Genomic DNA, 12,712 nt, shown 5'->3' with positions numbered 1-12,712 from the left:
TTCTGCCACGCATCTGCTAACCAACCATAGGCCAAAGCATCCGCCTGACCATCCTTGGACAACGCATCGGAGGTTGGTCTAAAAGGATACCTAGGTATGTAGATGACACTTTGAGCTTCACAAAAGGGACATTTCCTTCCGAAGAAGTCTGTCAGGTCATCAGGTGCCACTAATCGATTAGGCAAATGCCGATCCGGCGGCCGCGTCTGCGCCCTGCGCTTTTCGTCCAGCTTCAGCCATGCCAGATAGGCCTCCCGCATCCGCTGGAACTCGGGGGCGGCAAGCGATTTCGGGGCCTCGCGCGGACGTTCGATGAAACGCATGGGACAAGAACCGATGAAAGATCGTTGCCCCAGCATAACAGATTCGCGGCCCGACGCACCCGAAGGGTTGCGCGCGCGTCCGAAAGCGTCCGAAAACCGCGCTTCGGTTGTGTCAGCCGGGATGGGGAAAGATCGGGCCGTGCTCGGTCACGATCAGATCCAGCGGCTGGTCGGTGGGCTCGACCGGAACCGCCTCGATTTCCTGCGCGCCAAAGGCAAAGCCGATCGCCGTCGCCGGGCCCGCGGCGCGCAGCCGTTCCAGCGTGCGGTCGTAAAAACCGCCGCCATAGCCCAGCCGGAACCCGCGCCGGTCGAACGCCACCAGCGGCACGATCAGCACGCGGGGGGTAACCTCGGCCCCCGTCTCGGGCACGAAGGCGCCGAAGGGGCCGGGGATCAACCGCGCCTCGGGCGTCCAGGCGCGAAAGATCAGCGGCTGGCCCTCGCCCAGAATCACCGGCACGCCGATGGCGCCGCGATAGGCCGCCATCGCCGGGCGCGGGTCGATTTCCGTGCGGATCGGCAGATAGCCCGCCAGCGGCGCCCCCGAAAACCGCATCAGCGCCGCCAGAAGATGCTCGCAGGCGTCGCCCTGCCCCGCCGCGAAAGCGGTCTTGCGCGCGGAGAAGGCGGCCTTGCGCGCCAAAGCCTTGCGCGCCGCCAGATCGGTCATATCAGCACCCAGGTCGCGAGGCCAAGAAAGGCGAAAAAGCCCATCACATCGGTGAGCGTCGTCACAAAGGTGCCCGAGGCCAGCGCCGGATCAAGCCCCATCCGTTCCAGCGTCAGCGGCACCATCACGCCCCCCAGCGCCGCCACCAGCTGATTGACGATCATCGCCAGACCCAGCACCACGCCCAGATCGACATGGCCAAAAATCAGCCCGCCCGCGACGCCCAGCAGCAGCGCAAGGCTGAGCCCGTTCACCAGCCCCGCGCCGATTTCCCGCAGCACCACCCGGCGCGCGTTCGAGGCCGTCAGATCGCGCGTCGCCAAGGCCCGCACCGCCACGGCCAGCGATTGCGTGCCCGCGATGCCCCCGGTCGAGGCGACAATCGGCATCAGCGCCGCCAGCGCCACCAGCGCCGAAATCGTCGCCTGAAATTGCGAAATCACGATCGCCGAAAGCGAGGCGGTGAACAGGTTCGCCACCAGCCAGGGCAGCCGCTGCCGCACGGTTTCCAGCACGGAATCGGAGATCGAGCTCTCCTCGCCCACCCCCGCCAGCCGCAGGATGTCTTCCTCGTGCTCCTCGTCCAGCACGTTCATCGCATCGTCGATGGTGATCACGCCCACCAGACGGCCGTCGTCATCGACCACCGGCGCGGAAATCAGGTGATACTGGTTGAAGGCATAGGCGACGTCGCCCTCTTCCTGCCGGGCGGAAATGGTGCGGAAACTGTCCTCGGTGATCGCGGTCAGCTTCGTGTCGGGCTTGGAGGACAGCACCTTGCCCAGCGTCACATAGCCCACCGGATGATGCGCGGGATCGACCAGGATGACGTGATAGAACTGATCGGGCAGGTCGTCTTCGCGCTGCAGGAAGGCCACCGCCTCGGCCACGGTCCAATGCGCAGGCGCCACCACCACCTCGCGCTGCATCAGACGGCCGGCGGAATATTCGGGCCAGGTCAGCGATTGTTCGACGGCGGCCCGGTCGGTTTCATCCAGCGCATCCAGGATGGCTTCCTGCTGCACCTCCTCCAGATCCTCGATCAGATCGACGACGTCGTCGGAATCAAGCTCGCGGACCGCCTCGGCCAGAACATCGGCGGGGATCTGTTCGATCACCTCCTCGCGGATCGACTCGTCGATCTCGGTCAGGATCTCGCCGTCCATCTCGCGGCCGTAAAGCCGCAAGATCTCGCGCCGCTCGGCGGTGGTGACCTGTTCCAGAAGGTCGGCGATATCGGCGCCATGCAGCGGTTCGAGCAGCTCTGCCAGAAGCACGGCATCGCCCGCCTCGGTCGCGGCCAGGACACGGTCGACCAGATCGCCGGTCAGCGCGGGCAGGTCTTCGGCATCGTGCTCTTCTGCCCGTTCCTGTGCCATGCCGCCCCCTGCTGTGCCGTGTTCTGGTTTGCCGCCACCTTATCGCAGCCGGCTGCGACAAAAAAGCCGTGATTGCCGAAGCCTGATCGCGGCCCTAGCATGGGGGCACACGGGAAAGGAAGGTGGCGCGTGGAGATTTTGCTGGGGCAGGTGCTGCGGTTTTCGGGCGACGCGCTGCGCGAGGGGCCGGGGGCGGCGGTGCATGACCGTCAGGGCGCAGTGGCGATTGACGCGGGGCGGATCGTCGCCGTGGGCTCGGCCGAGACGGTTCTGGCACGCCACCCGCAGGCGCGGCGCACCGATCTGGGCGCGCGGCTGATCTCGGCCGGGTTTGTCGATGCGCATGTGCATTACCCGCAGACCGCGATCATCGCCAGCTGGGGCAAGCGGCTGATCGACTGGCTCAACAGCTACACCTTCCCCGAGGAGATGCGCTTTGCCGATCCCGCCTATGCGGCCGAGATCGCCTCGCGCTATCTGGATCTGGCGCTGGCGCATGGCACGACCTCGATGTGTTCCTATGCGACGATCCATTCGTCCTCGGTCGATGCCTTCATGGGCGAGGCGGCGCGGCGGGGGATGCGGGCGCTGGCGGGGCGGACCTGCATGGACCGCGACACCGCGCCCGCCGGGCTGCGCGACACGGCGCAGGCCGCCTATGACGAAAGCAAGTCGCTTCTGACGCGCTGGCACGGGCGGGACCGGCTGGGCTATGTGATCACGCCGCGGTTCTCGCCCACCTCGACCCCCGATCAGCTGCTGGCCTTGGGCAGCCTCTGGGCCGAGCATCCCGACTGCCTGATGCAGACGCATCTGAGCGAGCAGCTCGATGAAATCGCCTGGGTGAAAAGCCTTTATCCGGCGGCGCGGGATTATCTGGACACCTACGAAACCTTTGGTCTGCTTGGGGAAAACGGCGTTTACGGCCATGCGATCCATCTGGAACCGCGCGAGATCGCCCGGCTGCGCGATGTCGGCGCGGGGCTGGCGCATTGCCCGACCTCGAACAGCTTCATCGGCTCGGGGCTCTTTGATGCGGCGGGGCTTTCGGCGGCCGGGCTGCGGATCGGGCTGGCGACCGACACCGGGGGGGGATCGAGTTTTTCGATGCTGCGCACGATGGCCGCGGCCTATGAGATCGGGCAGCTGCGGCGCGGGGCGCTGCATCCCGCCGCGCTGTGGTATCTGGCGACCCTTGGCGCGGCGCAGGTTTTGCGCATCGACCAGGCGGTGGGCAATATCGCCGTGGGGATGGAGGCCGATCTGATCGCGGTCGATCTCGCCTCGACCCCCGCGATTGCCCAGCGCGCCGAACGGGCGGGCGATTTCTGGGAGGCGCTTTTCCCGACGATCATGATGGGGGATGACCGCGCCATCGCCGGGGTCTGGGTGGCCGGGCGGCGGATGAAATAGCCGGGGGCCCGGCTTCAACGAGGACGCGGGGCTCTGCCCGTTCGACGGGGCGTCCTTCCCCCGGAAGGCCGCCTTGCCCGTCTCACCCCGGGATATTTGAAGCAAGATGAAATCAGCGCGCAAGGGCGCGGGCGAGCGCGTTTGCACGCTCTATGACGCGCGGCAGGTCGAGCGTGGTGATCTGGCCCTCGCGGACGACCGGGCGGCCTTCGACGAAGAGATGCTTCACCCGCGTCGGGCCGGACAGAAGCAGCGCCGCCACCGGATCCCAGGCGCCCGCGGCTTCCAGCCCCGAGACATCCCAGATCGCCAGATCGGCGCGTTTGCCGGGCTCAAGGCTGCCCAGCTCCGGGCGGCCCAGAACCTGCGCGCCGCCGAGCGTGGCGATCTCCAGCGCCTCGCGCACCGACATCGCCTCGGCGCCGTTTTGCACCCGTTGCAACAGCAGCGCCTGCCGGGCCTCGGCGATCAGGTTGCCCGCGTCATTCGATGCCGATCCATCGACGCCCAAAGCCACTTTCACCCCCGCATCGCGCATCGCCCGCACCGGGGCAATGCCCGAGCCAAGGCGACAATTCGAACATGGGCAATGGGCAACCCCGGTCCTGGAGCGGCTGAAAAGTTCAATTTCCGAACCTGAGAGCTTTACGCAATGGGCATGCCAGACATCGGCGCCGGTCCAGCCCAGATCCTCGGCATATTGGCCAGGACGGCAGCCGAACTGGTGCAGCGAATAGGCGATATCCTCGTCATTCTCGGCCAGATGGGTGTGCAGCATCACCCCCTTGTCACGCGCCAGCACGGCCGCATCGCGCATCAGCTCGCGCGAGACCGAAAACGGCGAACAGGGGGCGACACCCACCCGCAGCATCGACCCGGGGCGGGGATCGTGATGGGCGTCGATGACACGGATGCAATCTTTCAGGATCGCCTCTTCGCGCTCGACAAGGCTGTCGGGCGGCAAGCCACCCGCGCTTTCGCCAATCGACATCGCGCCGCGGGTGGGGTGAAAGCGCAGCCCCAGTTCCGCGGCGGCGGCGATCGTGTCATCCAGCCGCGCGCCGTTGGGATACAGATAAAGATGGTCCGAGGACAGCGTGCAGCCCGACAGCGCCAGTTCCGCCAGCCCGATCTGCGCCGAGGTGAAGATTTCCTCGGGCCCCATCCGCGCCCAGATCGGATAGAGCGTCTTCAGCCAGCCGAACAAAAGCGCATCCTGCCCGCCCGGCACCGCCCGCGTCAGCGTCTGGTAAAGATGATGATGCGTGTTGATCAGCCCCGGCGTGACCACGCAGCCCCGGGCCGACACCACCTCGCCCGCCGTCACAAGCCCCTGCCCCACAGCCGCAATCTCGCCGCCGCGGATCAGCACATCGGCGCCGTGCAATTCCCGCCGCGCCGCATCCATGGTGACGACGACCTCGGCCCCCCCGGATCAGAACTTCCCGCATCCCAGCCTCCCGCGCAACGCAATCCCCTCGGGGAAGTCCGAAGGGGCCCGAGGGCCCCGTCGGGCGGGGGTGCGGGGGCGGCAGCCCCCGCCTTCCCCCTCAGCCCTGCAACACCGCCATCGCCGCCGCATGCACCGCGGCATTGGCCGCCGCCAGCACCCGCCCGCCCTGATGCGCCGGGCCGCCGGTCCAGTCGGTCACGATCCCCCCCCCGCCGCCTCGATCACCGCAATCGGACCGCCGACGTCATAGGGCTGCAGCCCCGCCTCGACCACCAGATCAATCTGCCCCGCCGCAATGAGCCCATAGGCGTAACAATCCGTGCCATAGCGCGTCAGCTTCACCTGCCGCGCCAGCCGAGCAAAGGCCGCGCCCTCCTCGGGCGTGCCGACCTCGGGGAAGGTGGAATACAGGATCGCCTCGGAGAGCGGCCGCGGGCCACGCGTGCGCAGATCGGCCTGCCCCAGCGGCCCGGTCACCCGCGCCTGCCCGAAGCCGCCGAAAAACCGCTCGCCGATATAGGGCTGGTCGATCAGCCCCATCAGCGGCGCCCCGGGTTTGTCGCCGCCCTCTTCCGACAGCGCGATCAGCACCCCCCAGGTCGGCGTCCCCGACAGATACCCCCGCGTGCCGTCGATCGGATCGAGCACCCAGGTCAGACCCGATGTCCCCCGCGTCACCCCGAATTCCTCGCCCCAGATCCCGTCGGCGGGCCGCCGCCGCGCCAGGATCTCGCGCATCGCCTGTTCCGCGGCCCGGTCGGCCACGGTGACCGGATCGAAGCGCACGGCTTCCTTCGTCTCGGCGGCAATCCCGCCGGGGGTGCGGAAATGCGCCAGCGTCGCCACCCGCGCGGCATCGGCCAGGGCTTCGGCGGTGGCGATCAGATCGGCCTTGTCGGCCTCGCTCAGATGGGGCGGCATGGGGACTCCGGAAAAAAGACGGGGAGCGTCACCGCTCCCCGTCTTTTCAACCCCGATTGTGCGGCCATATCAAGCCACGTCGGAGAGAACCTTCGCCAGTTCGAACAGACGGCGCCGCTGCGCCTCGGGGATCGCGTAATACGAACGCACCAGGGCCAGCGCTTCCTTGTCGGAGAACAGATCCCCCTCCTGCGCGGCCGTGTTCGGGTCTTCGCCCGACAATCCTTCGAAGAAGAACGACACCGGCACGTCAAGCGCGTCGGCAATGTCCCAAAGCCGCGAGGCCGAGACACGGTTCATCCCCGTTTCGTATTTCTGAATCTGCTGGAACTTGATGCCGACCTTGTCGGCCAGTTGTTGTTGCGTGACCCCCACCAGCCAGCGGCGGTGACGGATACGCTTGCCCACATGGACATCGACCGGATGCTTCATTCATTCTTCCCCGGAACTCTTCGGATGGGTGAAGCTAGCATAGCGCACTCGCCTGCTTTGGTTGCAAAATCTGGAACCTATCCAAAAAGACAGGTGCATTTCAGGCAGATATGCTTCCATATGTCGCAGATCTTGATCTTGTTAACCATGAAACGTCAAGAGTTGCGATTTGGCATGACTTTTGACCAATGGCAATTTGCAAGTTGCATTGCAAATTGCAGCTTCCGTTGCGTCAAGGGACAGCCTCGCGCTCCGGCTGATTCGCGGATCAACCACCATCCCGGCACTGGCCTGACCGCCTCGGCCGGGCTAGGCTGACCCATCGACACAGCCCAGCAGGACAAGATGCGCGCGTTCCTTCACACCGATCCGACCACCCCGCCCGGCCTTGCCGATCTGCCGTTGCCCGCCCCCGGCCCGGGCGAGCTGGCGGTGAAGATCGCCGCCTGCGGACTGAACTTCGCCGACCTTCTGATGCTTGAAGGCCGCTATCAGGCGACGCCGCCGCTGCCCTTCGTGCCGGGGCTTGAAGCCGCGGGCACGGTGACGGCCGCCGGTCCGGGCACGCGGCTTGCGCCGGGCACCCGCGTCGCCATCCATGCCGGTCACGGCGGGCTGGCCGAGGCCGGGGTCTTTGCCGAAGACCGCTGCACCCCCCTGCCCGACAGTCTGGATTTCGACACCGCCGCCGCCTTTCAGATCGCCTATGGCACCTCGCATCTGGCGCTGACCCTGCGCGGACGGCTGCGCGCGGGCGAGACGCTGGTGGTGCTGGGCGCGGCGGGGGGCGTCGGGCTGACGGCGGTGGAGTTGGGCGCGCGGATGGGGGCGCGGGTGATCGCCGTCGCGCGCGGGGCCGAGAAATGCGCCATCGCCGCACAGGCGGGCGCGGCCGAGACGCTCGATGCCGAGACCCCCGATCTGAAGGCCGCGCTGAAGGCCTTGGGCGGGGCCGATGTCGTTTATGACGCGGTGGGCGGTGCCCTGGGCGAGGCGGCCTTCGCGGCGCTGAAACCGGGCGGGCGCTTTCTGGTGATCGGCTTTGCCGCGGGGGCGCCGCCGGTGCTCAAGCTCAACCATGCGCTGGTGAAAAACCTTGAGATTCATGGGCTTTACTGGGGCGGCTATCTCGATCTCGACCCCGCGGCGCTTTCAGCCTCGATGGCGGAGCTGTTCGCGCTCGCGGCCGATGGCAGCCTGCGCCCGCATATCTCGGCCCGCTTCCCCCTGTCGCAGACCGCCGAGGCGCTGGAGATGTTGCGCGCCCGCCGCTCCACCGGCAAGATCGTCGTCACGATGGGGTGACCCCACCCCTCCGGCGGCCGATTTTCTGCCGCCGGGTTCTTGAAACCCCCCCGGTCCTTTCCAATATCGGACCCGACGGTGCGCGCTCGCGCGTGACGCCGCACAGACTGGAGACAACCACATGGCTAATTACAACACGATGCACAGCACCGCGGCTGGCCGTGCGAGTTACATCGACGAGGGTCTGCGGACCCATATGAACAAGGTCTATGGCCTGATGTCGGTGGCGATGATCGTCACCGGGGCGGTCGCCTTCGGCGTCAGCCTGAACGACCAGCTTCTGGCCGCGATCTTCGGCACGCCGCTGAAATGGGTGGTGATGTTCGCGCCGCTCGTCGTCGTCTTCGCCTTCTCGGCGATGATCCACAAGATGCAGACCTCGACCGCGCAGATGGTCTTTTTCGGCTATTCGGCGCTGATGGGCCTGTCGCTCGCCTCGATCTTCAAGGTCTATACCGGCGTGTCGATCGCCCAGACCTTCCTGATCACCGCCATCGCCTTTGCGGCGCTCTCGCTTTACGGCTACACGACGAAGCGCAACCTGTCGGCCTTCGGCTCGTTCCTGATGATGGGCGTGATCGGTCTGATCGTGGCCTCGATCCTGAACATCTTCATCGCCTCGTCGGCGCTGCAATTCGCGATCTCGGTGATCGGCGTGCTGCTGTTTGCGGGTCTGACCGCCTATGACACGCAGAACATCAAGAACACCTATCTGCAGCTGGCGCAGTCGGATGCCGATTTCCTTGGCAAGGCCGCGATCCTTGGCGCGCTGCAGCTTTATCTCGACTTCCTGAACCTGTTCATGTTCCTGCTGCAGTTCCTCGGCAACCGCGAATGATCTGAACGACCCGAACCAACCTCCGGGAAAGGCCCCGCGGTCCGCCGCGGGGTTTTTTCCGTTTCTGGCTCAGCCCTGCAGCGCGGCGGCGTGATGGGCGAAGTGATCGGACAGAAAGCTGGCGATGAAGTAATAGCTGTGGTCGTAGCCCGGATGACGGCGCAGCGTCACCGTATGGCCAAGCCGCGCCGCTTCCTCGGCGAACAGCCAGGGTTTCAGCTGGCCTTCAAGGAAGCTGTCGGCCTCGCCCTGATCCATCAGGATCGGCAGCCGTTCCGCCGCCCCCGCCAAAAGCGCGGTCGCATCCCATTCCGCCCAGGCCGCCCGGTCGGGCCCCAGATAGGCGGAGAAGGCCCTTTCCCCCCAGGGCACCTGCGCAGGCGCGACGATCGGGGAAAAGGCCGAAACGGCACGGTAGCGGCCCGGATGGCGCAAGGCCGCGACCAAGGCACCATGCCCGCCCATCGAATGCCCCATGATCGAGCGCCGATCCGAGGCCGGGAAAGCGGCTTCGATCAGCGCGGGCAGTTCGGTCACGACATAATCGTGCATCCGGTAATGGGCGGACCAGGGCGCCTGAGTGGCGTTCAGATAAAACCCCGCCCCCTGCCCCAGATCATAGGCCGGATCATCGGCCACCCCCTCGCCGCGGGGGCTGGTGTCGGGGGCAACGACAATCACCCGATGCCGCGCCGCATGGGCCTGCGCCCCCGCCTTGGTGATGAAATTCTGCTCGTTGCAGGTCAGCCCCGAGAGCCAATAGACCACCGGCAGCCGCTCCCCCGGGTCATGCGCCGGGGTGTAAAGGCCAAAGGTCATCTCGCAACTCAAGGTGGCGGAGGCGTGTTTCCACACCTCCTGCGTGCCGCCGAAACATCCATGCGTTTCAAGACGTTCCATCGCGATCCTCAGAACTTGATGACAGAGCGGATCGACTTGCCTTCGTGCATCAGATCGAAGGCCTCGTTGATCTGATCGAGCCCCATCGTATGGGTGACAAAGGGCTCGAGCTCAATCTCGCCCTTCATCGCCTGTTCGACCATGCCGGGCAGCTGACTGCGCCCCTTGACCCCGCCAAAGGCCGTGCCCATCCATTTGCGCCCGGTCACCAGCTGGAACGGCCGGGTCGAGATCTCCTGCCCCGCGCCGGCAACGCCGATGATCACCGATTGCCCCCAGCCGCGATGCGCGCATTCCAGCGCCGCCCGCATCACATTGACATTGCCAATGCATTCAAAGCTGTGATCGACGCCCCAGCCGGTCATCTCGACGATCACCTGCTGAATGGGCTTGTCGTGATCCTTGGGGTTGACGCAATCGGTGGCGCCGAACTGCCGCGCCAGATCGAATTTCGCCGGGTTGGTGTCGATGGCGATGATCCGGCCCGCCTTCGCCTGCCGCGCGCCCTGAATGACCGCCAGCCCGATCCCGCCCAGACCGAAGACGGCAACGCTGTCGCCTTCCTGCACCTTGGCGGTGTTGTGCACGGCACCGATGCCCGTGGTCACGCCGCAGCCCAGAAGGCAGACATGTTCATGGTTGGCGTGCTCGTTGATCTTCGCCAGCGAGACCTCGGCCACGACGGTATATTCCGAAAAGGTCGAGCAGCCCATGTAGTGATACAGCGGCTGGCCATTATAGGAAAAGCGCGAGGTGCCGTCGGGCATCACGCCCTTGCCCTGCGTCGCGCGGACCGCGGTGCACAGGTTCGTTTTCCCCGATTTGCAGAACAGGCATTCGCCGCATTCGGCGGTGTAAAGCGGAATGACATGGTCCCCCGGTTTGACCGAGGTGACGCCGGGGCCCACTTCGACCACGACGCCCGCGCCTTCATGGCCCAGCACGACCGGGAACAGGCCCTCCGGGTCGTCGCCCGAAAGGGTGAAGGCGTCGGTGTGGCACACGCCGGTGTCGGTGATGCGGATCAGAACCTCGCCCGCTTTCGGCGGCGCGACGTCGATTTCCACGATTTCAAGGGGTTTGCCCGGCGCAAAGGCCACGGCGGCACGCGATTTCATGGTATTCTCCCTGTTGGTCTATTTGAGATAGCTGCGCACCAGCGCCAGCAATTCCCCGGTTCTGGCGCCGCCCTCTCCCTCGGGCGGGCCGAATTCGTCGCGGATATGGGCCTCCAGCACCTCGGCCATCAGCCCGTTCACGGCACCGCGCACGGCGGCGATCTGCTGCAGGATCGGGCCGCAGTCCGAGCCGCTTTCCAAAGCCCGCGCCAGCGCCTCGCACTGGCCAGTGATCCGCTTCACCCGCGCCAGAATGCGCTTCTTGTCCTCGGGGTTGTTCGGCATCGGTGTCTCCCCTGGAGCATACTGCGGGGGAGTATATCAGCCTTTCCCCGCAAGACCAGCGATTCCCGCATCCGGCGCGATCAGAGCGCGCCGGGCCTCGGTCACCACCTCGCGGGTCAGCGCCTCCAGCAGCCGCGCCCCCAGCCGCGCATGTTGCCAGTGCAGCGGCACCTCCAGCCCGGCGCCGGGCAGAAGTTCGACCAGCCGCCCTTCCGCCAGCGGCGCCGCGGCCAGCGGCAAAGGATGCAGCGCCCAGCCCAGCCCGAGCAGGCAGGCGTCCAGAAACCCCTGCGTCGAGGGCACCTGATGCGTCGGCGCCGCCAGCGGCAGATCCAGATGACGGCGCAGCCAGCGCGCCTGCAGCCCGTCCTTGCGGTCGAATTGCAGCACCGGCGCCCGGGCCAGCGCCGCGGCGGTGACACCTTGCGGGAAATGCCGGGCCACGAACGCGGGGCTGGCGCAGGCGACATAGCGCAGCGCGCCCAGCGGCCGGGTCCGGCAGCCGGGCACCGCCGCCGGGTCCGCCGTCACCGCCGCCAGCACCTCGCCCGAGCGCAGCCGCGCCGCCGTATGCGCCTCGTCATCCAAAAGAAGATGCAAAAGCGCCCCGGTCGCTTCGGAAAACCGCGCCGCGGCGGGCAGGAACCAGCTGCCCAGCGAATCCGCATTCACCGCGATGGGCAGCGCGGGCGGCCCCTGCCCCGCCAGCCCCGGAAGATCGGCCGCCAGCTCCCCTTCCAGCAGCCGCACCCGCTCGACATGGGCGCAAAGCCGCGCCCCCGCCTCGGTCGGGACCGGCGGCTGGCTGCGCACGACCAGCGCCGCCCCCACCCGCTCCTCCAGCGCCCGGATGCGCTGCGACACCGCCGAGGGCGTGACGCCCAGCACCGAGGCCGCCCGCTCGAACCCGCCTTCGCGGATCACCGCCGCCAGCGCCGCCAGCAAGGGATAATCGAGCATCTTAAGCCATCCTTCATCTGCTTTAGCATCCTGAATTTGACTACACCGCCAAGCCCGGGCAAGGAAGGCTCATGACCCAGATTGCCCCCCTCCTCACCGGTTTCGCCCTGTCGCTTGGCCTCATCGTCGCCATCGGCGCGCAGAATGCCTTCGTGCTGCGGCAGGGGTTGCGGCGCGAACATGTGGCGCTTGTCGTCGTCTTTTGCTCGGCCTGCGATCTGGCGCTGATCGCGGCCGGGGTGGCGGGCTTGGGCGCGGTGCTGGGTCAGGCGCCGCGGCTGGTCACGGCGCTGTCGCTGGGCGGGGCGGTGTTTCTGGGCTGGTATGGGGTCTCGGCCCTGCGCCGGGCGCTGCACCCCGAACGGCTGGAGGCCGGGCCCGGCGGCGCGGCGCTGACGCGCGCGGGGGCGCTGGCGCGGGTGGCGGGTTTCACGCTGCTGAACCCGCATGTCTATCTGGATACGGTGCTGCTGGTGGGCTCGGTCGGCGCGGCGCAGCCTGCGGGGGCGCATCTGGCCTTTGTCCTTGGCGCGGGGCTGGCGAGCGCGCTGTGGTTTACCGCGCTGGGTTACGGCGCGCGGCTGCTGGCGCCGGTTTTCGCCCGACCTGCCGCCTGGCGCGTGCTTGACCTTCTGGTGGGGCTGATCATGCTCGCGCTTGCGGCGGGGCTGGTGCGTCACGTCTGGACGATGATGCCCTGAACCGCGCAGGT

At 67.1% G+C, this 12,712-nt stretch carries 11 protein-coding genes and 2 pseudogenes; 4 read left to right on the top strand and 9 right to left on the bottom strand.

The window, feature by feature from the left end; all coding sequences use genetic code 11:
- Positions 1-435: 435 nt before the first annotated feature.
- Together ACTTAG_RS05855 and mgtE are read right to left on the bottom strand one after the other, a co-directional pair.
- Positions 436-996: a 5-formyltetrahydrofolate cyclo-ligase gene (locus tag ACTTAG_RS05855; protein ID WP_444464592.1), complete on the bottom strand. Its 561-nt coding sequence runs from the start codon at positions 994-996 to the stop codon at positions 436-438.
- On the bottom strand, positions 993-2,375 hold the full coding sequence (mgtE, locus tag ACTTAG_RS05850; protein WP_444464591.1) for a magnesium transporter: 1,383 nt from the start codon (positions 2,373-2,375) through the stop codon (positions 993-995). The genes ACTTAG_RS05855 and mgtE overlap by 4 nt, the downstream gene beginning before the upstream one ends.
- Positions 2,376-2,504: 129 nt before the next feature.
- Between mgtE and guaD the strand changes: the two genes are divergently transcribed.
- Positions 2,505-3,788 carry a guanine deaminase gene (guaD, locus tag ACTTAG_RS05845; RefSeq protein ID WP_444464590.1) on the top strand — a complete coding sequence of 428 codons (1,284 nt, stop codon included), beginning with the start codon at positions 2,505-2,507 and terminating at the stop codon, positions 3,786-3,788.
- 112 nt (positions 3,789-3,900) lie between these two features.
- On the opposite strand, the pseudogene ACTTAG_RS05840 reads toward guaD, so the two are convergent.
- From ACTTAG_RS05840 to ACTTAG_RS05830, 3 genes and pseudogenes are all read right to left on the bottom strand, one after another.
- Positions 3,901-5,239 (bottom strand): annotated as a pseudogene (locus tag ACTTAG_RS05840) (8-oxoguanine deaminase).
- A gap of 99 nt (positions 5,240-5,338) precedes the next feature.
- A pseudogene (locus ACTTAG_RS05835) lies at positions 5,339-6,162 on the bottom strand (inositol monophosphatase family protein).
- Positions 6,163-6,231: 69 nt separating this feature from the next.
- Positions 6,232-6,594 carry a helix-turn-helix domain-containing protein gene (locus ACTTAG_RS05830; protein WP_013066617.1) on the bottom strand — a complete coding sequence of 121 codons (363 nt, stop codon included), beginning with the start codon at positions 6,592-6,594 and terminating at the stop codon, positions 6,232-6,234.
- A 345-nt stretch (positions 6,595-6,939) separates the two neighbouring features.
- Here ACTTAG_RS05830 and ACTTAG_RS05825 point away from each other — a divergent pair, with 345 nt between their 5' ends.
- The gene (locus ACTTAG_RS05825; protein WP_444464589.1) at positions 6,940-7,899 is read left to right on the top strand and encodes an NADPH:quinone oxidoreductase family protein; all 960 of its coding nucleotides are present in this window, start codon (positions 6,940-6,942) and stop codon (positions 7,897-7,899) included.
- Between the two features lie 121 nt (positions 7,900-8,020).
- A complete protein-coding gene (locus ACTTAG_RS05820; RefSeq protein ID WP_444464588.1) occupies positions 8,021-8,737 on the top strand; it encodes a Bax inhibitor-1/YccA family protein in 717 nt (238 codons plus the stop codon).
- Between the two features lie 69 nt (positions 8,738-8,806).
- On the opposite strand, the gene fghA is transcribed toward ACTTAG_RS05820, so the two are convergent.
- Genes fghA through ACTTAG_RS05800 form a run of 4 tightly spaced genes read right to left on the bottom strand, consistent with a single transcriptional unit; the run spans position 8,807 to position 12,000 of the window.
- Positions 8,807-9,637, bottom strand: a complete 831-nt coding sequence (gene fghA / locus ACTTAG_RS05815) for an S-formylglutathione hydrolase (protein WP_444464587.1) — start codon at positions 9,635-9,637, stop codon at positions 8,807-8,809.
- 8 nt (positions 9,638-9,645) lie between these two features.
- Entirely contained in the window at positions 9,646-10,755 is a 1,110-nt protein-coding gene (locus tag ACTTAG_RS05810) for an S-(hydroxymethyl)glutathione dehydrogenase/class III alcohol dehydrogenase (RefSeq protein ID WP_444464586.1), read from the bottom strand.
- A gap of 18 nt (positions 10,756-10,773) precedes the next feature.
- Entirely contained in the window at positions 10,774-11,040 is a 267-nt protein-coding gene (locus tag ACTTAG_RS05805) for a metal/formaldehyde-sensitive transcriptional repressor (protein ID WP_444464585.1), read from the bottom strand.
- Between the two features lie 36 nt (positions 11,041-11,076).
- Positions 11,077-12,000, bottom strand: a complete 924-nt coding sequence (locus tag ACTTAG_RS05800; protein WP_444464584.1) for a LysR family transcriptional regulator ArgP — start codon at positions 11,998-12,000, stop codon at positions 11,077-11,079.
- Positions 12,001-12,071: 71 nt separating this feature from the next.
- Between ACTTAG_RS05800 and ACTTAG_RS05795 the strand changes: the two genes are divergently transcribed.
- On the top strand, positions 12,072-12,701 hold the full coding sequence (locus ACTTAG_RS05795; protein WP_444464583.1) for a LysE/ArgO family amino acid transporter: 630 nt from the start codon (positions 12,072-12,074) through the stop codon (positions 12,699-12,701).
- Positions 12,702-12,712 lie beyond the last annotated feature (11 nt).

Source organism: Rhodobacter capsulatus (assembly GCF_052363185.1).
Classification (GTDB): Bacteria; Pseudomonadota; Alphaproteobacteria; order Rhodobacterales; family Rhodobacteraceae; genus Rhodobacter; species Rhodobacter capsulatus_E.
The sequence above is the reverse complement of the archived record's forward strand: the minus strand, read 5'-3'. Positions and strand labels throughout refer to the sequence as shown.

Excerpts from the sequence above, each read along its gene's own strand:
- ACTTAG_RS05855 (WP_444464592.1), bottom strand. The coding sequence starts at position 996 with ATGACCGATCTGGCGGCGCGCAAGGCTTTGGCGCGCAAGGCCGCCTTC.
- mgtE (WP_444464591.1), bottom strand. The coding sequence starts at position 2,375 with ATGGCACAGGAACGGGCAGAAGAGCACGATGCCGAAGACCTGCCCGCG.
- ACTTAG_RS05830 (WP_013066617.1), bottom strand. The coding sequence starts at position 6,594 with ATGAAGCATCCGGTCGATGTCCATGTGGGCAAGCGTATCCGTCACCGC.
- ACTTAG_RS05825 (WP_444464589.1), top strand. The coding sequence starts at position 6,940 with ATGCGCGCGTTCCTTCACACCGATCCGACCACCCCGCCCGGCCTTGCC.
- ACTTAG_RS05820 (WP_444464588.1), top strand. The coding sequence starts at position 8,021 with ATGGCTAATTACAACACGATGCACAGCACCGCGGCTGGCCGTGCGAGT.
- fghA (WP_444464587.1), bottom strand. The coding sequence starts at position 9,637 with ATGGAACGTCTTGAAACGCATGGATGTTTCGGCGGCACGCAGGAGGTG.
- ACTTAG_RS05810 (WP_444464586.1), bottom strand. The coding sequence starts at position 10,755 with ATGAAATCGCGTGCCGCCGTGGCCTTTGCGCCGGGCAAACCCCTTGAA.
- ACTTAG_RS05805 (WP_444464585.1), bottom strand. The coding sequence starts at position 11,040 with ATGCCGAACAACCCCGAGGACAAGAAGCGCATTCTGGCGCGGGTGAAG.
- ACTTAG_RS05800 (WP_444464584.1), bottom strand. The coding sequence starts at position 12,000 with ATGCTCGATTATCCCTTGCTGGCGGCGCTGGCGGCGGTGATCCGCGAA.
- ACTTAG_RS05795 (WP_444464583.1), top strand. The coding sequence starts at position 12,072 with ATGACCCAGATTGCCCCCCTCCTCACCGGTTTCGCCCTGTCGCTTGGC.